17 protein-coding genes are annotated in these 19,943 nt (G+C 65.0%); 9 read left to right on the top strand and 8 right to left on the bottom strand.

Annotated elements, in window-relative coordinates:
• Positions 1-114: 114 nt before the first annotated feature.
• From AB7Z56_RS11735 to AB7Z56_RS11710, 6 genes are all read left to right on the top strand, one after another.
• On the top strand, positions 115-822 hold the full coding sequence (locus AB7Z56_RS11735; RefSeq protein ID WP_283017281.1) for a hypothetical protein: 708 nt from the start codon (positions 115-117) through the stop codon (positions 820-822).
• A 196-nt stretch (positions 823-1,018) separates the two neighbouring features.
• Positions 1,019-1,717 (top strand): type 1 glutamine amidotransferase domain-containing protein, encoded by a 699-nt coding sequence (locus tag AB7Z56_RS11730; RefSeq protein WP_283017282.1) that lies wholly within the window; start codon positions 1,019-1,021, stop codon positions 1,715-1,717.
• Positions 1,718-1,747: 30 nt separating this feature from the next.
• Positions 1,748-1,909 carry a hypothetical protein gene (locus AB7Z56_RS11725; RefSeq protein WP_283017283.1) on the top strand — a complete coding sequence of 54 codons (162 nt, stop codon included), beginning with the start codon at positions 1,748-1,750 and terminating at the stop codon, positions 1,907-1,909.
• Positions 1,910-1,955: 46 nt separating this feature from the next.
• Positions 1,956-2,912, top strand: a complete 957-nt coding sequence (locus tag AB7Z56_RS11720) for an alpha/beta fold hydrolase (RefSeq protein WP_283017284.1) — start codon at positions 1,956-1,958, stop codon at positions 2,910-2,912.
• A gap of 38 nt (positions 2,913-2,950) precedes the next feature.
• Entirely contained in the window at positions 2,951-3,994 is a 1,044-nt protein-coding gene (locus AB7Z56_RS11715; protein WP_283017285.1) for an alpha/beta fold hydrolase, read from the top strand.
• A 105-nt stretch (positions 3,995-4,099) separates the two neighbouring features.
• Positions 4,100-4,819 (top strand): hypothetical protein, encoded by a 720-nt coding sequence (locus AB7Z56_RS11710; RefSeq protein WP_283017286.1) that lies wholly within the window; start codon positions 4,100-4,102, stop codon positions 4,817-4,819.
• 6 nt (positions 4,820-4,825) lie between these two features.
• Here AB7Z56_RS11710 and AB7Z56_RS11705 read toward each other — a convergent pair whose 3' ends face one another.
• The gene (locus AB7Z56_RS11705) at positions 4,826-7,708 is read right to left on the bottom strand and encodes an ATP-binding protein (protein ID WP_283017287.1); all 2,883 of its coding nucleotides are present in this window, start codon (positions 7,706-7,708) and stop codon (positions 4,826-4,828) included.
• Between the two features lie 348 nt (positions 7,709-8,056).
• On the opposite strand from AB7Z56_RS11705, the gene AB7Z56_RS11700 reads away from it, so the two are divergent.
• Complete coding sequence (locus tag AB7Z56_RS11700) at positions 8,057-9,034, top strand: helix-turn-helix domain-containing protein (protein ID WP_283017288.1); 978 nt, start codon at positions 8,057-8,059, stop codon at positions 9,032-9,034.
• Positions 9,035-9,425: 391 nt separating this feature from the next.
• Here AB7Z56_RS11700 and AB7Z56_RS11695 read toward each other — a convergent pair whose 3' ends face one another.
• Complete coding sequence (locus AB7Z56_RS11695) at positions 9,426-11,747, bottom strand: molybdopterin guanine dinucleotide-containing S/N-oxide reductase (RefSeq protein ID WP_354096541.1); 2,322 nt, start codon at positions 11,745-11,747, stop codon at positions 9,426-9,428.
• Positions 11,748-12,055: 308 nt separating this feature from the next.
• On the opposite strand from AB7Z56_RS11695, the gene AB7Z56_RS11690 reads away from it, so the two are divergent.
• Positions 12,056-12,403, top strand: coding sequence for a RidA family protein (locus tag AB7Z56_RS11690; RefSeq protein WP_039157651.1), 348 nt, complete (start codon positions 12,056-12,058; stop codon positions 12,401-12,403).
• A gap of 17 nt (positions 12,404-12,420) precedes the next feature.
• On the opposite strand, the gene AB7Z56_RS11685 is transcribed toward AB7Z56_RS11690, so the two are convergent.
• The 6 genes from AB7Z56_RS11685 to AB7Z56_RS11660 form a co-directional block, all read right to left on the bottom strand.
• Entirely contained in the window at positions 12,421-12,885 is a 465-nt protein-coding gene (locus AB7Z56_RS11685) for a hypothetical protein (protein ID WP_063981868.1), read from the bottom strand.
• The gene (locus AB7Z56_RS11680; RefSeq protein ID WP_283017290.1) at positions 12,869-13,789 is read right to left on the bottom strand and encodes a DUF2950 domain-containing protein; all 921 of its coding nucleotides are present in this window, start codon (positions 13,787-13,789) and stop codon (positions 12,869-12,871) included. Before AB7Z56_RS11680 ends, AB7Z56_RS11685 begins: the two co-directional genes overlap by 17 nt.
• Positions 13,786-15,510 (bottom strand): DUF3300 domain-containing protein, encoded by a 1,725-nt coding sequence (locus AB7Z56_RS11675; protein ID WP_283018917.1) that lies wholly within the window; start codon positions 15,508-15,510, stop codon positions 13,786-13,788. Before AB7Z56_RS11675 ends, AB7Z56_RS11680 begins: the two co-directional genes overlap by 4 nt.
• Positions 15,511-15,646: 136 nt before the next feature.
• On the bottom strand, positions 15,647-17,536 hold the full coding sequence (locus tag AB7Z56_RS11670; RefSeq protein ID WP_283017291.1) for a sensor histidine kinase: 1,890 nt from the start codon (positions 17,534-17,536) through the stop codon (positions 15,647-15,649).
• 143 nt (positions 17,537-17,679) lie between these two features.
• Positions 17,680-18,912 (bottom strand): HlyD family secretion protein, encoded by a 1,233-nt coding sequence (locus AB7Z56_RS11665; protein ID WP_283017292.1) that lies wholly within the window; start codon positions 18,910-18,912, stop codon positions 17,680-17,682.
• Complete coding sequence (locus AB7Z56_RS11660) at positions 18,905-19,315, bottom strand: hypothetical protein (protein WP_063981864.1); 411 nt, start codon at positions 19,313-19,315, stop codon at positions 18,905-18,907. Before AB7Z56_RS11660 ends, AB7Z56_RS11665 begins: the two co-directional genes overlap by 8 nt.
• Positions 19,316-19,489: 174 nt before the next feature.
• Between AB7Z56_RS11660 and AB7Z56_RS11655 the strand changes: the two genes are divergently transcribed.
• Positions 19,490-19,942 carry a hypothetical protein gene (locus AB7Z56_RS11655; RefSeq protein ID WP_028149181.1) on the top strand — a complete coding sequence of 151 codons (453 nt, stop codon included), beginning with the start codon at positions 19,490-19,492 and terminating at the stop codon, positions 19,940-19,942.
• Position 19,943: the final 1 nt, after the last annotated feature.

Genomic DNA, 19,943 nt, shown 5'->3' with positions numbered 1-19,943 from the left:
ATCTTCAACGGGATACCGTCCAAGCACCTGCTCGCAAGTCCTAACAACTTCTAACACGCCAAGCCGCATCCGCCCCGCCATGGTGGTGGCACTTCACGGTGGATATGGCGGGATATGGCGCTTCTTGACGATGTAATTGATGCCAGCGGCGGTATGGCCCGCTGGAATAGCTTGACCCGATTCACGCTCCACCTTTCCGTCGGCGGCTCGTTGTTCTCCAGCGCCGGACATGCCAGCGAATTCAAGGACGTGACGGCGGAGGGCTCGACCCGCGCCCAGTCGGTCCGCTTCACCGGCATCACCGGGGGTGAACACTCCGGCTGCTTTCAACCCGACGCGATCACGATCGAGAGCCTCGAGGGTGAGGTCCTGCGCACCTGGGATAACCCGAGCCCTACATTTCCCGAGACCGGCTCTCCTGCGCTCGCGGACGAATTGCACCTCGTCTTCTTCTGCGGCGTTGCGATCTGGAATTATCTGACCACCCCATTTCTGCTCGCCCATCCCGACGTCGTCACGGAGGAGCTTCCGCCGTGGCGCGAAAACGCTGACACGTGGCGTCGGCTGCGCGCGCAGTTCCCGCCGAACCTGATCACGCTCGCGCCCGAGCAGATCTTCTACTTCGACGAGAACGCGCTGCAACGGCGGACGGATCACGATCTGTTCGGAAACAAGGTCGCACATTATTCCTGGGCCCATGACAGCTTCGGCGGCATCGTCGTGCCGACATTGCGGCGTGTGCAGACGCTGCGGCCTGATGGAAGCGTGGTCGCCAAGCCCGTGCTGATGGACGTCGAGATCTTCGACGCCGTGTTCGAGTAGCGGTGGCGACGCGCGAGAGCTGGAACCGTTCACTGCTCTCAACGCCTAACAATACATAACGAGCTAACACGCGGCCTTGGGTGCAACATTGGGCTCACGAGCAACGAACAAGTGTCGTGCTCGACGAGACCGAGGCCGGCGCACCTCCACCACGAGGGAATGCGTCATTGCAGCGAACGCATTCAAGGAGATCGTCATGAAGATTCTTATGGTTATCACCTCCCACGACCAGCTCGGCAACACCGGACGCAAGACCGGGTTCTGGCTCGAGGAGCTCGCCGCCCCCTACTACGTGTTCAAGGATTCCGGCGCGGAGATCACGCTGGCTTCGCCCAAGGGCGGCCGGCCGCCACTCGATCCCAAGAGCAACGAGCCCGAGTTCCGCACCGACCTGACGCTGCGCTTCGAGGCGGACGCCGCCGCTGAAGCCCAGCTCGACAAGACCGTGCGCCTCGACAGCGTCAAGCAAGAAGACTTCGACACGCTGTTCTATCCCGGCGGTCACGGCCCGATGTGGGACCTCGCCGAAGACAAGGACTCGGTCAAGCTGATCGAATCGTTCCTCGCCGCAGGCAAGACCATCGCGGTGGTGTGTCACTCGACCGGTGCGCTGCGCCACGTCAAGACGCCCGATGGCAAGCCTTTGGTCGAGGGCAAGGAAGTGACCGGCTTCACCAACGGCGAGGAAGAGGACGTGGGCCTGACCCATGTCGTTCCGTTCCTCGTCGAGGACGAGATGTTGAAGCTCGGCGCGGTCTTCTCGAAAACGGCGAACTGGGGCGTACACGTCGTCAGCGCGGGCCAGCTCATCACGGGACAGAATCCGCACTCCTCCGGCCCGGCCGCGCAGACGCTGCTCGCCGCCCTGGCCAAGAAGGCGAAGTCGGCCGCGTAAGTCAGGCTCGCATCGGAGCGGTGCTCATCAATGAGCACCGCCCTGGCACTGACCGGACACATCGAGGACGATGACGAAAGCTTTACGCCGGAGCTTACGAATGTGATCCGGCGAGCGGAAGCTGCTGCGCACAACAGCGATCACGGTGGCAGCGTGCCGGTCAATCCCGTCAGAGCGGTTGCCGGCGCATGACGCGCCGGCACCTCTCGACGCGACACGCCCACATCGGAGCGATGACATGAACATTCCAGCCACCCTCGCCCTCTCGGCCGCCCTCGCCTGCACCACCGTGCAGGCCTCGGCACAGGATCTGCGGTCGAGCCGACGCTCGATCAGCTATCACACCATCGATATCGGGGGTCTCAATATCTTCTACCGCGAGGCCGGGCCCGCCGACGCGCCGACCGTGCTGCTGCTGCACGGCTTTCCCTCCTCGTCGCGGATGTGGGAACCCCTGCTGCCGCTGCTCGCCGACAAATATCACCTGATCGCGCCTGATTATCCCGGCTTCGGCAACAGCAGCGCGCCGTCGCCGTCCGACTTCACCTACACTTTTGACAACATCGCCGGCGTGATGGGCGAGCTGACGAACAAGCTCGGCCTGACCAACTACGTGCTGTTCATGCAGGACTATGGCGGTCCGGTCGGTTTCCGCATGGCGCTGGCGCATCCCGAGCGCGTCCGCGCCATCATGATCCAGAATGCCGTTTCGCATGAGCAAGGCTTGAGCCCGCTCTGGGAAGCTCGTCGCAGATATTGGGCCGATCCGGCGCATGAGCTCGAGGCGCTCAAGGCCAACTTCACATCCTTGGCCGCGACGCGCCAGCGGCACCTCGGCTCCAGCCCGCACCCCGAGCGTTACGACCCCGATAGCTGGACCGACGAATACGCGTTCCTGACGCGTCCCGGCGAGGCCGAGATCCAGACCACGCTGTTCCTGGATTACCGGACCAACGTCGCCTCCTATCCGAAGTGGCAGGCGTGGCTGCGCAAGACGCGGCCGCCGACGCTGGTGGTCTGGGGCAAGTACGATCCGTCCTTCGCCGTCGCCGGCGCTTCGGCCTATCGCGACGATGTGCCGGATGCGGAGGTCCACATCCTCGAAGCCGGCCATTTCGCGCTCGACGAGGCGACCGACGAGATCGCCACGCTGGTCCGCGACTTCCTTGCGCGTCTGGACGGGCACAAGGGCTGACGGCGACTTGCACAATGCACTGACCACAGGAGGCACGCATGACCGACAACATCAGCCACGAACGACGTCGTTTCGTCGGCAGGGCTGCCATGGCGCTCGCCGCGACCCAGCTTGCGCTGAGCACGACGGCTACGGCGAAGCCGGCGAAGTCCGCCACCGTCGTCAAGCCCGGCGCCAACACCGCGTTCGCGTCCCTGAAACAGATCGACGCCGGCCTCCTCAATGTCGGCTATGCCGAGGCGGGTCCCGCGGATGGCCCGCCCGTGATCCTGCTGCATGGCTGGCCCTATGACATCTACGCCTTCGTCGACGTCGCACCGCTGCTCGCTGCAGCCGGGCGTCGCGTGATCGTGCCTTACCTGCGCGGCTACGGCAGCACGCGCTTCCTCTCCGACGCGACGATGCGGAACGGGCAGCCGGCGGCGATCGCGGCCGACATCGTCGCCCTGATGGACGCGCTCGGAATCGACAAGGCGACGATTGCTGGCTTCGACTGGGGTGCGCGCACCGCCAACATCATCGCTGCGCTCTGGCCGGAGCGGGTCAAGGCGATGGCCTCGGTGAGCGGTTACCTGATCGGCAGCCAGCAGGCCGGCAAGATGCCGCTGCCGCCGAAGGCCGAGCTGCAATGGTGGTACCAGTTCTATTTCGCCACCGAGCGCGGCCGCGAGGGCTACGACAAGTACCGCCACGATTTCTCGAAACTGATCTGGCAGCTCGCTTCGCCCCAATGGCATTTCGACGATTCCACCTTCGATCGCAGCGCGAAGGCGTTCGACAATCCGGACCATGTGGCGATCGTGATCCACAATTATCGCTGGCGGCTGGGCCTCGCCGAAGGCGAAGCGAAATACGCCGACGACGAGGCGAAATTGGCGCAGGCGCCCGTGATCGCAGTGCCTACGATCACCATGGAGGGTGACGCCAACGGGGCACCGCATCCGGAACCGTCCGCTTACGCGAAGAAATTCTCCGGGCGCTATTCGCACCGGACCATCAAGGGCGGTATCGGCCACAATCTGCCGCAAGAAGCGCCGAAGGCCTTTGCTGACGCGGTGCTGGGCGTCATGGCCGAAGCCTAGGCGCCGGACCTGCCAACGGCACTTAACAACGCTTAACGGGCGATCGTCTACGCACGGGGGTATCTCTATTGGGGCGACACCACCGATGCGAGAGGAAACGGCCGGATGATTCCGCTGCTGGCGAATGCGATCGAGGCCCATGGCGGGCTCGATCGATGGAATGCCCACGAGCGACTCACCGCCACGATCGTGACGGGCGGCGACCTCTGGATATTGAAGGGCGTCGATCAGGACCAGGCGCCGCGCACGATGCGGATCGAGCTGCATCGTGAGCGGGCTTCCGTGGAGCCGTTCGGCAAGCCCGGCCAGCGCACCGACTTCAGCCCGGAGCGGATTGCCATCGTGGCCGCGGACGGCCGCATCGTCGCGGAGCGCAACAATCCGCGCGGCTCGTTCGCGCGGCACGATATGCGCACGCATTGGGATCCGCTGCATCGCGCCTATTTCAACGGCTATGCGCTCTGGACCTACATGACTGCGCCGTTCCTGCTGGCGGCGGACGGGTTCGACGTCCGGGAGATCGCACCCTGGCGCGAGGGCGCAGAGGTCTGGCGCGGATTGCGGGCGACGTTCCCAACCGTGATCGCAAGCCACAGCGCCGAGCAGGATTTCTATTTTGGCCCCGACATGCTGATCCGCCGGCATGATTACCGGGTCGAGATCGCCGGCAACTTTCCGGCAGCTCAGTACGTATCCGATCCCGTCACCGTTGACGGCTTCAAGCTCCCGACCCGCCGGCGCATCTATCTGCGCGGCGACGATCTGATGCCGCTGCGTGAGGAGCTGATGGTGTCGATCGATCTCGCGGATTTCCGGTTCGACTGAGCCTTGTCAGGCTGATGCCTCGTCCAGCACGAGCCGTGCGGCCTTCAAATCGGCCGTCTCGAATCCTTCCGAGAACCGGGCATAGGTCGCGGCGAGATCGTCGAGCGGATTCTTGATGCCCTGCCGAAGCCGAAGCGCCGCAAGCGACATCTCCGTCCGCAATAGCCAGGACAGCGCGCCCTGCTGCTCGGCCAGCGCGAGCGATGCGGCGAAGCTCGCTTCGGCGGCACCGAGATCACCGGTGCGCGCCTCGAGGTCGCCACGCCGGCGCAGGAGCTCGGGCATGTCGAAACCTCCGCCGCCCAGCTCGACGCGAGCGATCGTCTCATGCAGGACTTGCAGCCCTTCCGTCAACCGTCCCAGCGCAGCCAGTCCTTGCGACAGATCCGCGGCGAACGCGGATGCGTAGAGCTCGTAGCGATCCGCATGCAGGCGCGGCAGCGCGCTCCGCAGCAGATCGACACCGCCGGCCAGCTCGCCGCGGGCGATCATGGTCTGCGCGCGAAAGCCGGTCGCGACGGCTTCGTACGGCGCGAGTCCGTGCAAATTCGCATGGGTCGCGAGGCGCCCCGTCATCGTCTCGACGGCGGCCCAGTCGCCGACCCAGCCGAACACCGAGGATGACCAGCACAGCGCAATGCAATGCATCACCACGTCGCGCGGCGCGGCGGCGCCGACGAGCGGGCGGACGCAATCGAGTGCGCGGTCGGGGAAGCCGCGCAACCACAGCACCCGCGCGAGCGGAATCTGCGGCGTGCGCGAATAGGCGAAATGCCCGGGCTCCGTCCCGCGCAGCGCGGCGTCGTCGCGCACGCCTTCGTCGAGATGGGCCAGCGCCTCAGCCTGGTCGCCGGCGAGATGATAGGACACGCCGAGAAGCGCCTTGCTGCCTGCGATCCCCGCGGTATCGCCGATCTGGCGGGCGATGCGCTCGGCCTGGCGTGCGGTCGGCACGAGGTGCCTGTAGTCGCCGGTGCGGCGATAGAACATGTTCAACCGCGACAGCAGCCTGAACGCATTGGCGTGATCGTCGAGCGCTTCGGCGATCTCCAGCCCGCGCCGGAGTGCGGCCTCGGCCTGCTCGCTGTTGCGCTCCGTGAACATGAAGGCGTGGCCAAGCGTCGACTGCAGCTCGAGCTCCCATTTGCCGCCCTGGTTGGCATCGTCGAGCATCGCGAGCGCGCGGCCCGACCAGATGCGCGCCTCGTTCAGCAGGTTGAGCTCGACGAACAGCCTTGCGGCGCTGCCGGCGAGCGGCACGCGCAGGGCGGCACCGTCGTGGTTGGCAAAACTCCATTCCAACGCCGCACGGGCATCTGCGAGCAGGCTCGCGCGCGCCTGCAGGCGCGAAGCCGGGTCGTCGCCGCCCTGCTCCGCCATGCCGGCTTCGAGCGTGCGCTGAACATAGGCCGTGTGACGGCGCGCGATCGCTGCCGCTTCGCCTGCGTCGACCAGCTTCTGCATGGCATAGGCGCGCGTGGCATCCAGCAGGCGATAGCGTCGCGATGCACCATCGGGCTGCGCCGACACCAGCGACTTGGCCACGAGCTGCTCCAGCGCATCGACGACACGATCACCCGGCGTTCCCTCCTCCGCGGCGACTGCGATCGCCCCCTTGAGCGTGAAGGGGCCTGCGAAGATGGCGAGCCGCTGAAGCACGGTCCGCTCGCTCTCGCCGATCAGGCCAAAACTCCAGTCGAGCGTCGCGCCGAGCGTCTGCTGCCGTGGCGGCGCCGTTCGCCGTCCGCGCCATTCGAGCTTGAGCCTGGAGTCGAGCAGCGCGGCCATCTCCCGCAATCCGTAGACGCCGACGCGCACGGCGGCGAGCTCGATCGCGAGCGCGATGCCGTCGAGCTTGCCGCAGATCTCGGCCAGGACGTCGGCATCCTCGTCCGTGATATCGCCGCGATGGCCTGCGGCCGCGGCACGATCGATGAACAGCTGCGCGGCCGGATAATCCAGCACTTCGCCGGCGCTGAGGCGCGCCCCTTGCGGCGGGCCGGCCAGCGGAACGAGCTCGAAGATCTGCTCGCCTTCCACCAGCAGCGACTCGCGGCTGGTGGCGAGAATCGCGATGTCCGGCGCCTCGCGATAGATGTTTTCGGCCAAACGAGCGACCTCGTCGATGACGTGCTCGCAGCTGTCGAGGATGAGAAGCAGCCGCCGTCCGCGCAGAAAATTGACGATGCTGCCTGAGGGATCATCGTGATGCACGACGAGGCCCAGAGCGGCGGCTACCGTGCTCGCGACCAGCGTGGCGTCCTTCAGTGGGCCGAATTCGAGGAAATGAACGTGGCCCTCGAATGCCTGCCACATGTCATGCGCGAGCGCGGTCGCAACCGTGGTCTTGCCGATGCCGCCCGGTCCTCGCAGCGTGACGAAGCGGTCGCTCAGCAGACGCGCCGACAACTCGGGCAGCACGTCGTCCCGACCGATCATCCGGTCCAGCCGGTGTGGCAAGGCCGCCGGCGCCGCCGTTCTTTCAGGTGCACGCGGCGCGAGTGCCGGAGCGGCGTTGCGCTCGCCACGTTGCACAGGCGCGACGAAGCAATAGCCGCGGCTCGGGACGTTGGTGATGTAGCGGGCCCCGTCCTTGCCGTCGCCAAGCACCTTGCGCAGCTCCGCGACATGGACGCGCAGGCTGATCTCCTCGACCGCGAGGCCGGACCACGCGTAGCTCAGAATCTCGTTCTTCGGCACCACTTCGCCGGCACGGCTGAGGAGCAGGCGCAGAATGTCCATCGCGCGGCTGCCGAGCTTGACCGGCGCTCCGTCCCTCTCGAGCAACCGCGACCGCAGCGAAAACGGTCCGAACGAGACTGCGTCGAAATCAAGGCTCGCCCCGGCGCCATTGCCGGGCGAGCCATGTCCTGCCGGGGGTTCGGTCACTTCTGACTCATCTTGACGGCCATTTCATTCAAATGCGCGGCGACTATACTCGCCGTCGATGCGCGGTCCAGCAAGGCACCGTGCCGGCCTCATACCGGCACATCGATCGCCACGCGATGTTCTGCAATGTCCTCACACCGCACCGATCTGCGCAAATAATTGAAATGCTGGACAAAATCAAACGTCCTGCGGCGGGCTGTCACACTTCATGCGCTCGCACAAAATCTAACACCTCCTAATCATCACTAACGGGCTTCTTGCCTGGCTCACGCCTATCCTCTGATCGTGGAAAGCACTGAGAGTTGGCCGATCGCTGCAAGCGGCGACGAGGCCAGGAGAGGACGAGCGATGTTCAATGACTTGCAAGCAGCGCATGCCTGGATCGAATTTCCCGCCAGCCGGTGTGATCGCGAGGCTTCGCACGGGATGCGAGCAATCGCGCAGGAAAACGGATGGCGCAACATCGACCGCGGCCTGAACGCGGATATCACGATTTCGCGATGGGAGGATTCTCGGGCCATCTCGTCGCACGAAGCGACGACGCCGGCGGACCGCTATTTCGTCGCCATCGCGCTGAAGACCGCTCGGGTAAAGCTGACGCGGGACCGTCAGATCATCTTCGACGGCACCATGCCCGCGGGCACGCTGTACGTCAGTGCGCCATCGAAGCTTCTCGGCGTGCAATTCCAGTCGCCCTGCGCTTTCCTGCACTTCCACATCTCCACCGATCATTTTTCGGCGGCGCGGCCGGCGACCGAGGGCCTCAACGACCTCGTCCTGCTGCGCGACCCGCTCGCAGCCGAGCTCGCCAAGGCACTGACCGAGCATGGCGATACCGCGGACCAGCAGTTCGCGCGCTGCATCGGCGAGACCCTTGCGATGCATCTGACCCGGCTCGAGCTGCCACGCTCAAAAGTCAATGCCTTGCCGAAATGGCGGCTACGCCGCGTCGAGCAATATATCGCCGATCACTTTGATCGCTGCATCAGCCTGTCAGAGCTCGCCAATGTCGCAGGCCTCTCGAGGATGCATTTCGCGGCACAGTTCCGCGCCGCGACCGGCTACCGTCCGCGCGAATATCTGCTCAATCATCGCGTCGAGCATGCGAAGACCTTGCTCACGACGACCGAGCGGCCGCTGGCGGAGATCGCGCTTGCCGTCGGCTTCAGCACCCAGGCGCATTTTTCGACCGTGTTCAAGCGCATCAGCGGCGAGTCACCGGCACGCTGGCGTCTGGCCAGCAGGGCCGTGCTGCCTGCTACGGAGGCGCTTTCGCGGCGGCGCCCTGCCGCGGACATGGACTGGATGGTCGGCGCAGCCGCGTAGTTCGTGCGGCGGCAGGCGAATTGGGATCGAGGGAACTGGAATCGAGGGACTTGGAATCAAGCGACTTGAGATCAAGGCACTTGGCATCACGCCATCTGCACTTCGACCGGTTTGCGATTTCTTTGGCGTGAGTGCCCTGCCACTCGCGCCGGCTCGAGCCCTTTTCCTCCCGGGTCTGCGAGCCACTCGGGGCCGTCCCTGCGCCCACACAGGGCGGCCCCCTTTCTTTTGTGTCTCTCGTGTCCTGGACGCGCTACGGCACGGGCACGAGAGCGCAGTATGACTCACACTCCCTCCACGTCGTCGTTGCGAGTGCATTTCGCGTAGACCGGATGGAGCGCAGCGTAATCCGGCGCCTTCGCACTACGGCGCAGCAGTCCCGGCGACGCGCCTACACCGGATCGAACGCGCGGATCGGCGGCAGATTGCCGGTGAACTTCTCCACCTCGACCGTCGTGAGCTGGCCGGTGCAGCCCTGCGCGAAGGACGAGGTGCCGATGTCGCGGGTGAGCACGTTGGGATTGCCGTGAACGCAGAGCGGCGCTTCGTCCTCGGGGTCCATCGGGTCGTACCACGCGCCGGTCGGCAATTGCACCACGCCGGCTGCGATGCCGTCGGTGACATGGACGGCGGCAAGACACGCGCCGCGCTCGTTGAACAGGCGGATGATGTCGCCGTCCTTGATTCCGCGTGCATCGGCATCGCGTGGATTCATGCGCGCGACCTCGCGGCCGCGATGCTTCGCGCCCAGCGAATGGCCGCCGAAGTCGAGCTGGCTGTGCAGGCGCGTCACCGGCTGGTTGGCGACGAGGAAGCACGGCGCGCCGGGTTTCGGCATGTCGGTCTTGTCGAGCCAGACCGGATGGCCGGGGCAATCGGCATCGCCGTGCGCAGCGATCTTGGCTGAATAGATCTCGATGCGCCCGCTCGGCGTCGGCAGCGGATGATTGGCCGGATCCTCGCGAAAGCTGCGCAGCCGGCCGCCGTCGTCGGGCTGTTGCGGCACGACCAGGCTGCCGCGCCGCCAGAATTCGTCGAAATCAGGCGCCTCGAGGCCACGCGCTTGAAGCGAGGCGCGAGTCGGCTCGTACAGATGTTCGAGCCACTGCCGCGACGTGCGCCCTTCGGTGAAAGGTTCGCGCGCACCCAGGCGCTCGGCGAGATCGGCAAAGATGTCGTAATCGTCACGCGCAAGGCCGAAGGGCTCGGCGATCTGGTGCATCGCGACCATCAGGGGATCGTTGGTCGAATAGCCGATGTCCTCGCGCTCCAGCGTCATGGTCGAGGGCAGCACGATGTCCGCGTGCCGCGCCGTCGCGGTCCAGGCGAGCTCGTGCACGACGAACGTATCGAGCTGCGCAAAAGCCTTGCGCAAGCGGTTGATGTCCTGATGGTGATGGAAGGGATTGCCGCCGGCCCAGTAGACGAGGCGGATGTCCGGATAGGTACGCGTCTCGCCATTGTAGCGATAGGTCGTGCCGGGATTGAGCAACATGTCGGCGATGCGCGCGACCGGAATGAAATCGCGCACGCCGTTGCGGCCCTGCCCCAGCGTCGGTCCCGGCACGTCGTTGACGCGGCGGCCGTAATAGCCGATCGCGCCGAGCGAATAAGCATAGCCGCCACCAGGCAGGCCGATCTGGCCGAGTGCTGCTGCGAGCACCATGCCCATCCATACCGGCTGCTCGCCATGCTCGGCGCGCTGGAGCGAATGCGAAACGGTGATCAGCGCACGCTTTCCGGCGGCGCGGCGCGCGAGCTCTCGGATCGCGTCCGCATCGACGCCGCAAATTGCGGCGGCCCATTCGGCATGCTTGGCCTGCCCGTCGCTCTCGCCATTGAGATAGCGCAGGAACACGGGCCAGCCTTCGGTGTAGCGATCGAGGAAGGCCTGGTCGTGCAGGCCTTCGCTCACAAGTGTGTGGACGATGCCGAGCATCAGGGCGGTGTCGGTGCCGGGCAGGCACGTCATCCATTCGGCGCCGGCCTCGACGGGAAGATCGTCGCGCAGCGGGCTGACTAGGATGAACGCGCAGCCGCGCCGGCGCGCGGCTTCCATGGCGCCGCGCTCGACATGCTTGCTGATCGAGCCGCCGGCCACCATGGAGTTCTTCAGCGCCATGCCGCCGAACGCCAGCACGATGTCGGTGTTCTCAGCAATCTGCTCCCAGGTGACGTTGCGCTTGGTGATGTCCTCGTAGCCCGCAAGGATCTGCGGCAGCAGCACCGAGGACGCGCCCGAGGAATAGGTATTCACCGAGCGCACATAGCCGCCCATCGCGATGTTGAGGAAGCGATGCACCTGGCTCTGGGCATGATGGAAGCGGCCCGCGCTCGACCAGCCGTAGGAGCCGCCGAACACAGCGCCCGGCCCGCGCGTGTCGCGGATGCGGCCGAGCTCGTCGCCGAGCAGATCGAGCGCCATCTCCCAGCTGACGGAGACGAACTCATCGCGGCCGCGGCGATCGTCCGGGCCGGGTCCGCGCTCGAGCCAGCCGCGGCGGATCGCCGGCTGGGCGATGCGCGCCTGATGACGCAGCGCACCGGGAAAATTGCCGATGATGCCGTTCGGATCGGGGTCGCCCGCATAGGCCCTGACCTCGAGTCCGGCTTCGCTTTGACGCGCGGAAAACACGCCCCAATGCGAGGTGTGGGGCTTGAAGCCGTCAGACAGGTCGAGGCCAGGGTCGGGAAAGCCAATCGTATCGTCCATCGTCTGATCCTTGTTCCGCGCGGCACGGGCCCAGCCGCTGCCGCGTCGATTCCGGTGGCAGTATACCGATCCGCATCCCGATGTCGTCGGGATCAGGGCCGTCGGAAACGCCGGGCTCCCGCGCGCAAGTACAGCTTGATGACCGTCCGACCGCGCGGCCAGCGGCGATTCTTCAGACAATTTATTCTTTATTTTCAATATCTTGTTGGATGACCTTCGGGACACCCCGGTCGCGAAATCTCTTCAAACGACATCGACATGGAAATGTGCGATATGCCGCCCATCCCCACAGCTGCATCGGTCTCATCATGATCCAGCGCGTCTTGCCCTACGAAGGACTCCTCCACGAGGTGGTCGAGCATAATGGCGTGCTCTACATCGGCGGGATCGTCCCCGAGGACACCAGCCTCGATATGTCGGGCCAGGCCAACGACGTCCTCGGGCAACTGGCGCGCCTGTTGAAGACGCTCGGCTCCGATCTCGCCAACGTCTTGCAGGTGACCATCTTCATGACCAACCTGAAGGAGAAGGCGGAGTTCAATGCGGCCTGGAAGGCGCACTTTGCGGAAGCTCACCTGCCGGCGCGCGCTGCGATCGGCGTGGCCGATCTCGGTCCAGGCGTCAAACTCGAGATGACGGCCATCGCGGCCCGGTAACCCCAGGCTCGAGGCGCTCACTTCCAGGCGATCGTGATCGCGCTGATGTTGGAGGCGAGCTCAAGTCCGGCCTTCGGGCCTTGCAATACGATCGTCACGCCCTTTTCGTTGCGCAGATGGGCGCCGTTGACGCCGCCGACGAGTGCGAAGCCGCCGCCGACGGAGCTATAGGTGCCGACGAAGTCGCCGACATCGCGGATGCCTGATGCCCGGCCATCAAATCTGCCGACGGTCGCACCGGCCGTGATGCCGACGCTCAAGCCGGAGACCTTGAAGGGATAGTTCCGACCGCGGTAGTTCAGCACGCCACTGCCGGTGCCGCCTCCGACCAGCAGGCCAGCCTTGACGAACCTCACCTGGACATGGCCGCTCGCTTGCGCGAACGACGGCGTGGCCGGCATCGCGAGCAGGAGGAGCGCGAGCGCGGCAAGGCCGATTGCGGTCGCGCGCCGCATGCGTTCCGGTTTATGGCTTCGCGGCATCGACCTTCTTCCAGGTCTGGTCGGGATCGAACAGCGTGGTGCGCTCGGCGATGACCGCCGTGCGGTTGCCGAGATCCTTCTGGTAGACGGTGCCGGCATGATTGACGAGAAACGTCATCACGCCGGAATTGCCGTATTCGGCGGGCCAAGCGATCAGTCCGAAGCCCCCGATCATCTTGCCCTTGACGACGTAGTTGAGCGCGCCACCGGCCGCGTCGGAACCCTGGCCTTTCAGTATTCGGAAGTAGTAGCCGTGATAAGGCGCCGGTCCCTCGCCTGTGCCTTGCTTGTAGCCTTCGGCCGAGGCCTCCGCGACCAGCGCGCCGAGCGGGCTCGGATCACTGTCGTCACGCCAGAACAGGCCGTCCTTCTTGCCGGGCGTGGAAAGGAAGCGTTGCGCGTAGACACCCGCGCCCTCGCCGCGATCCTTGTCGGCATATTCATTCTGGGCATCGACATAGGCGAGCGCGGTCTGGATCGCGTCGAGCTCGTTGCGGCCGATGCGGCGACGAAGCACCTCGATCCGCCCCTCGTCGGTGTCGAACGCCCAGCCTGTCTTGGTGTTGACCAGCGGAATCGGGAACGGGAAATCGTCCGGCCCCAGTATCAAGGTCGCGGTCTTGTTGCCCTCCGCCTTGATGCCGTGCTTGGCGTCGTACATCGACGTGAAGCGTTGACGGATGTCGTTGTCGGCGACCTCGTCACCGGACGAGACGATATCCTCGGCGGCCCTGCCGAGCACCTTCAGAATGTCGCCCGGCGCGCTTTTGACTGCGGCCGCGAGTGCGGCGGCCGCATCCTCCGGTGTCTTGTAGGATTGCTGTGCCTGTGCCGCCGAGCCAAGCATGGCGAGCGCCACCACGCCCGCCAGGATCGCCCGATGGAGCGATTTCAGGCCGATCATGGCGTCACCTCCGCAGGGATCTTCGCGCCGTCGGCTAGCCAATCGCGGTAGGTGCGGAATGTCAGGCCAAGCTTGTCATAATAGACGCGCAGATAACCATCGCTGCCGCGCGTCACGGCGTCAGGCATCACCTGCTCCACCTCCTGCGCCATCACGCCGACATAGGCCTTGTCGCTGCCGATGTAGCTGAAGCGATAATAGCCGAGGCCGTTAGAGAGATGGCCGAGCAGCGTGATGTCGTGCTTCAGCGCGATGTCGGAGCGCCGGCCACCGCCGCCACCGCCGCGGCCTCCTCCTCCGCCTCCACCACGGAAGCCGCCACCACCACCACCATGCATGGCCATTCCGCCACCGCCGCCGCGCCCGGCATAGCCCCCGCCGCCACCACCGCGCGGCATGCTCGCCATGCTGGAGCGTCCGCGCGCCGATGCTGCGGCCGCCGCCCGACCGGAGGAGACGTTCATCGCGCCGCCGCGATTGCCGTCACCGCCACGATTGGCGGCAGCGCCGCCGCCGGCACGGTTGGCAGCCTTTGCACGATCGCCGCCGCCCTTACCCGCATTCTTGCCTGCATTCTTGGCGCGATCTCCACCACCCTTGGCACGATCTCCCGCGCCAGCGCGATCGCCGCCGCCGGGCCGGTCGCCGCGATTGCCGGCACGATCGCCGCGATCACCGGCACGATCTCCTGCACGGTCACCCGGACCGCCACGATCACCGGCACGGTCGCCGGCGCGATCTCCCGCTCGATCTCCCGCACCCTGGCTCGGACGCAGCACCTGGTTGCCGTCACGGCCGCGGAAATCCATCCGATCCGACGCGCCCGCCCTCACATTGTTGTTGCCGAAGCGTTGCTGGGCGTTGGTGTTGTTGTAGCGCACGCCGCCGCGATGCGCCGGATTGTGCTGCCAGCCGTTGGCGATGTTGGTGGTGCGATGATTGACGTAGACGTTGCGGTTGCCCCAGTTGCAGCCGCCGCCCCAGTAATTGCCCCAGCGCCCGATCGCCCAGGCCGTGCCGAAGGCGATACCGGCTGCGACCACGCCGGCGCCGATATAGGACGGATAGCCCCAATAATAGGGCGGATACTCCGCGTAGGGCCAGGCGCCGTAGACCGTCGCCGGATCGTAATAGGGTACGTACATCTCGGCGGGATCGGCCTGCTGGATGACGACCACCTGCTTGCCTTCCTGGCTCTGAACGCTGACCTTCTGCTGTTTGGTCGTGACCAGCTTCTTGTTGTCATAGGCCTTGTTGCGCAGGCGCTGGATCGCATCCATCACATCGGGTTGCTGGGCGAGAAAAGCGTCGCCCAGCTTCTGGGTCCATTCGAGCTTGTCGCTCATCATCGACAACACATCGGCGGTGCTCGCCAGCGCCTTGACGCTGTCGTCCCAGGCCTGCTTGTCGACCTCGGCCTTCAGCGCATCGCCCTTCAGCGTCTTGCGCTCCTTCAGCCAGCGATCGGCTTGCACGACTTCCAGCGGATAGGTCGATGCCGCCAGCACATTGGCCAGCAGCTCGTCGGGATAGAGCGCGATTGGCGCCACCAGCGCCTCGAGCTGCTCGGGTTTCAGGAGTTCGGCGCTCGGCGGAGGCGGACTTGCGGGCTGTGCCTGCGTGCTTGGCGCCGCCGGCTTGTCAGCTGTCTGCGCGGTTGCGGTGATCGGCATCGTCAGCATCAACGCAAGCGCCATCAGAATCTTGCCGCAACGAAACATACCTTCCTCCATCGAACTTTCCGGCCATCAAGATCGGGCCGCGGCATGGGCGTTTATTGATCAAGATCAACGAAGGGCTGCTTCGCCGCCGTGTTGCGGCGCGAGAGCAATGCCGCGCGAGCACAAAACGTCTGCGCTAGTGGATGATCGGGAGCCTGATCGTGAACAGCGCGCCGCCCGACGGCTGGTTCTCGGCGGCTATGGTGCCGTGATGGGCCTCGACGATGGTCTTGACGATTGCAAGCCCCATACCCATGCCCTGAGGCTTCGTCGTGAAGAATGGAGTGAAGATGTTCGCGAGGTCGCCGACCGCAATGCCCGAACCGGTATCGGCGATCCGGATCTCGGCGTAGCTTCCGGCGCGCCCGGTCGATACGCTGACCTCGCGCTTCTTCATGTCCGCCTCGGAGACCGCATCCAACGCATTGATGATCAGGTTGAGAACGACCTGCTGCAGCTGTACGGGATCGCCCTTGACGTGCAGCTCCGCGGCGGCTGGCGCGTAAGCCAGCGTGATCCGGCGCCCGTCGGCGAGCGCCGTCACCAGGCCAATTGCTTCCCGTACCGTGTCGTTCAGTTCGGTGTCCTTGATTTCAAACGGCCGCTTCTTCAGGACGCTGCGAAGCCTGCGGATGACCTCGGACGCCCGCTGATCGTCGCGCCTGATGTCAGCTAGAATCTGGCGGATCTCGTTGATGTCGGGTGAAGTGGCTTTGAGCATGAGCTCCGCCGTCTCGGCATTGGTCAGAATGGAGCCGAGCGGCTGGTTCAGCTCGTGGGCAATCGACGTCGTCAACTCGCCGACGGCCGAGTACCGGTTGGCGTGGGCGAGTTCGGCCAGGCGCTGTCGCGACTCGATCTCGGCCAATTGACGGCGATGGCGCTCGTTCAGAAGCCCGCCGATGAAGCCGGCCTGTATCAAAATCACGGCCGTGATCAGCAGCATCTGCCAGCGATAGCGATCCCAGACGGTCGACTCACGAAACAGGATTTCGCTCCCCGGCGGCAGACTGGTCTCGCTGATCCCCCAGCGCTGCAACTCCCGCCAATCATATTTCGGCGGCCCGAATCCGATCGGCTCGTATTTGATGCGGGTCGGCTTCTCGCCACCGAGGACGAGGATCGCGGCACTGACGGTCTTCGAACTGGTTTCGGCGACGGAGTGCATGGGACCGCCGACGCTGGCGTCGCCGAAGAAAGGCTCCTGATACGAGAAGATCGGCGCGTTCGCGACAGCATGCAGCCTGTGCAGGGCGATATCACCCTCGTGGACATTGCCGGCGGCATCGACCAACATCAGCCCCCAGAACAGCGCGGAATGAGGCGGAAGCGCCGATGCGCGCTTCAGGATCTCCTCAAACGGCAGGTCGGAGTACCAGACGAGGTCGAGCCGGCCTTCCAGCGGTTTCAACTCCCGCTTCACCTCGTCCATCCAGAATTTCTCGAGGGGCGAGGCACCGACCACAATGGCAACCGTTTTGGTATCGGGCAAGAGCTTGAGAATGTTCTCGAAGGCCGCCACGAAATCATTGCGGACGGACACGACCACGTCATTCTCGGTGAGATCCGGGCGGTTCACCAGCCGTTGTTCGACCACGGTCAGCACCGTCGGCGCTTCCGGAAAGAGCTTCGCACGGTATCTCTGCACGAACCGCGCCGCGGGTGCGCCGATGCTCAGCACGATGTCGGGCGGCTTGCCCTGGTAGAGCGAACTGAGATATTCGACGAAGGGCGCTTCCGGGCCCGGATTGTTGAAGCGCGCGCTGAGCAGCGTGTGCTCCTGGACGTCGAGCGGCCAGGGCGATTGCCGCCCGAGTTCGGCCTTGATGCTCCGCGCATATTCACTCCAGGGGCGAAACTCGCGCCCGAAGGAATGCAGGATCAGCACGCGCTTTGGCTCGCTGCGCGCAGCCGAGCCGGGCTCAGCGGCTCGCGCGGGCCCAGACAGCATGCACGCGGCGAGCAACAGGCCGAGACCCAACAGCGTGGTCGCAACCAGCCACTGCTTGACCGACGCCCTGGTCATGCGCCCGCTCCCCTCCGCCTCGGCCGCGCTCCGGCGCCTCCGGACCACAATTCTAGCGAGAACTGGGCCGCTTCGACAGTGCCGAGGACGCGGTCAAGCTGCACGCAGGACGGTCCGTTCGCGAAACAATTCGACCTGGGACCTCAGTGCCCGCTCAGCACCAGCGTCTTGATCGGCAGCAGCAGCGCCTGGATGCGCAGCAGCATCGCATGCACCAGCCCGACGCCGTCGACGACATGCAAGGCAATGGCGCGGCCGGTGCTGGTCTCCTTCGCCGAGATCTCCTCGTGATTGCTGGTATAGGCGTTGACGATGCAGCTGCTGCCCGGCGTCACGCCTTCAAGTCCACCTTTATAGAGTGGCTCCATGAAAGCCAGGATCGTGCCAGGTTGCGCGACATTCTGCGCCTCGATGAGCAGCTCTCCGCTTCGGAACTGTCCGGCCGCGATGTAGTCCTGCACACTGGTGATAACCATCGGAATGATGACCCACGGCTTCGATATGCAGGTCGCTTCCGCCACCATGCCGACTTGCAAAACCTGAGCCTCGATCTGACCAAAGCCCGCCTGTAGACCCCGCCGGCCGGCGCCCTCCGGCACGAGCACGCCCGCCGGTCGCATCAACTGATTGACCACGTCGCCGACGCGGACCAGGAATTGCTCCACGCGACCGTCAACACCGGCTCGGACAAAAGTCTTGTCCAGATCCACCTGCGCCTCGGCTAGCGCCGCTTCGGCACTGGCCTTCTCGGCCGGCAGGAGCGTCGACACGCGCAAGGCCGCCGACTGCCTGGAAGCCGTGGCCGCGTCGACCCCCGCCTGCCGCTGATTGACGAGCACCTGCAGCTTTTCGATGTCGCGCTGCGGCACGATGCCGGGATTGCGACGCTGCAACTCGGACTTGACGTCGAGTTCATCCTTGGCCTGCTGAAGGTTGGCCTTGGCTTCCTCGATCTGCGCGTCGGCCTTGACCACGTCGGATTCCGCGGTCGTCAGGGACGCATCAACCTCGGCGACCTTCCGCCTGGCGGTTTCCAGAGCCGCGCGTTGCTTCAAGCCGTCCAGCCTGAACAGCACGTCGCCCTTCTTCACCGCCTCGCTGTAGCCGATATTGACTTCCGCGACCCGGCCAGAGCCCTCGGGCAGGATCGGCACGGTACGGTAATAGAGCGTCGCCGAGGTCGTTGACGGGTGAAAGTAGAAGATCATGGTGATGAGCGACACCGTGAGCATCAGGCAGCCGGTGATGCCCCATCGCAGCTCGTACCAGATGGAAAAGAACGTGATCTCCTTGCCGAAGCGCTTGCCCTGCGCATAGCGGCGGTAGAGATAGTCGGGCAGGATGGTCAGAAGGGAGCAGAACATGAGCTCAAACATGGCTGCGCTCCTTCTCCTTGGGGACTGACTTCTCTGCCGGTGGGGGGCTCGGTTGCTCGGGTTCGCGCCCGTCGCCCGGAGCGGCGTCAGCGATCCTCTCGACGGAGCCGGCAATGCTGCGCAGCGGCGTGCCGAAATCGGGCAGGTCGATCATCGCGAGCAGCAGGCCTGCCACCCAGAAAATGTGCAAGTGCGTAAAGAGCGAGATGATGCCCAGCACCGCCACGATCTCGAATTGCAGCTTCTGCGACTTGTGCGCCATGCGCTCGGGCAGGCTGTGCAGCTTCCAATAGAGCGTGCCCACCCAGAGCACGGTGCCGATCAGGAAGATCCCCATCACCACCATCAGCGGGTCCACCCCGCTTCCCGGCGCGAGATAGAACGGCAGATGATGCGGGGCCATCGGATGAAGTTGCTCGCTCAACGTTCTCTCCTCGACAGGCGCGTTTCCACTTGAATGCGTCGAATGCAGTGTCGGTATCGGGTGGCGCAATTGCTTGATTTGGATCAACGGGCCTGGAACGGCCCCACCTAGCCTCGCCTGAAAGTTGACGTGCAACAACAGGAGCCGCCTGCCATGCCCGGCATCGATGATCTCATCCCCAGCGCCACGCAGATCCGCAAGGAAGCAGCCCTCAAGGAGGCAGCGAAGGCCGACGAATATGCGCGCCTTGCCGCCGCCGCCGAAGCCGAGAAACACGCCCTCATTGAACGCCTCAGCAAGCCTTCTGGCAAGACCGAGGACGAGAAGATCAAGCTCGCCTCGACGATCATCCAGCGTGCGGTGCGGAACGGCTTGACCGAGGTTCAGGTCTATCGCTTCCCCAACACGCTGTGCACCGACAAGGGCCGCGCTATCAATCAGATGGAAGCGGGCTGGGAGAACACCCTGACCGGAATTCCGAAGGAAATCTTCCAGCTCTGGAGCGATTACCTGAAACCGCGCGGCTATCGCATCGCGTATCAGATCATCGATTTTCCAGGCGGTGTTCCCGGCGACATCGGCGTGACCATTTCCTGGGGTGATTGAG

This window comes from Bradyrhizobium sp. 482_C4_N1_8 (genome assembly GCF_052075965.1).
Lineage (GTDB): Bacteria > Pseudomonadota > Alphaproteobacteria > Rhizobiales > Xanthobacteraceae > Bradyrhizobium > Bradyrhizobium barranii.
The sequence above is the reverse complement of the archived record's forward strand: the minus strand, read 5'-3'. Positions and strand labels throughout refer to the sequence as shown.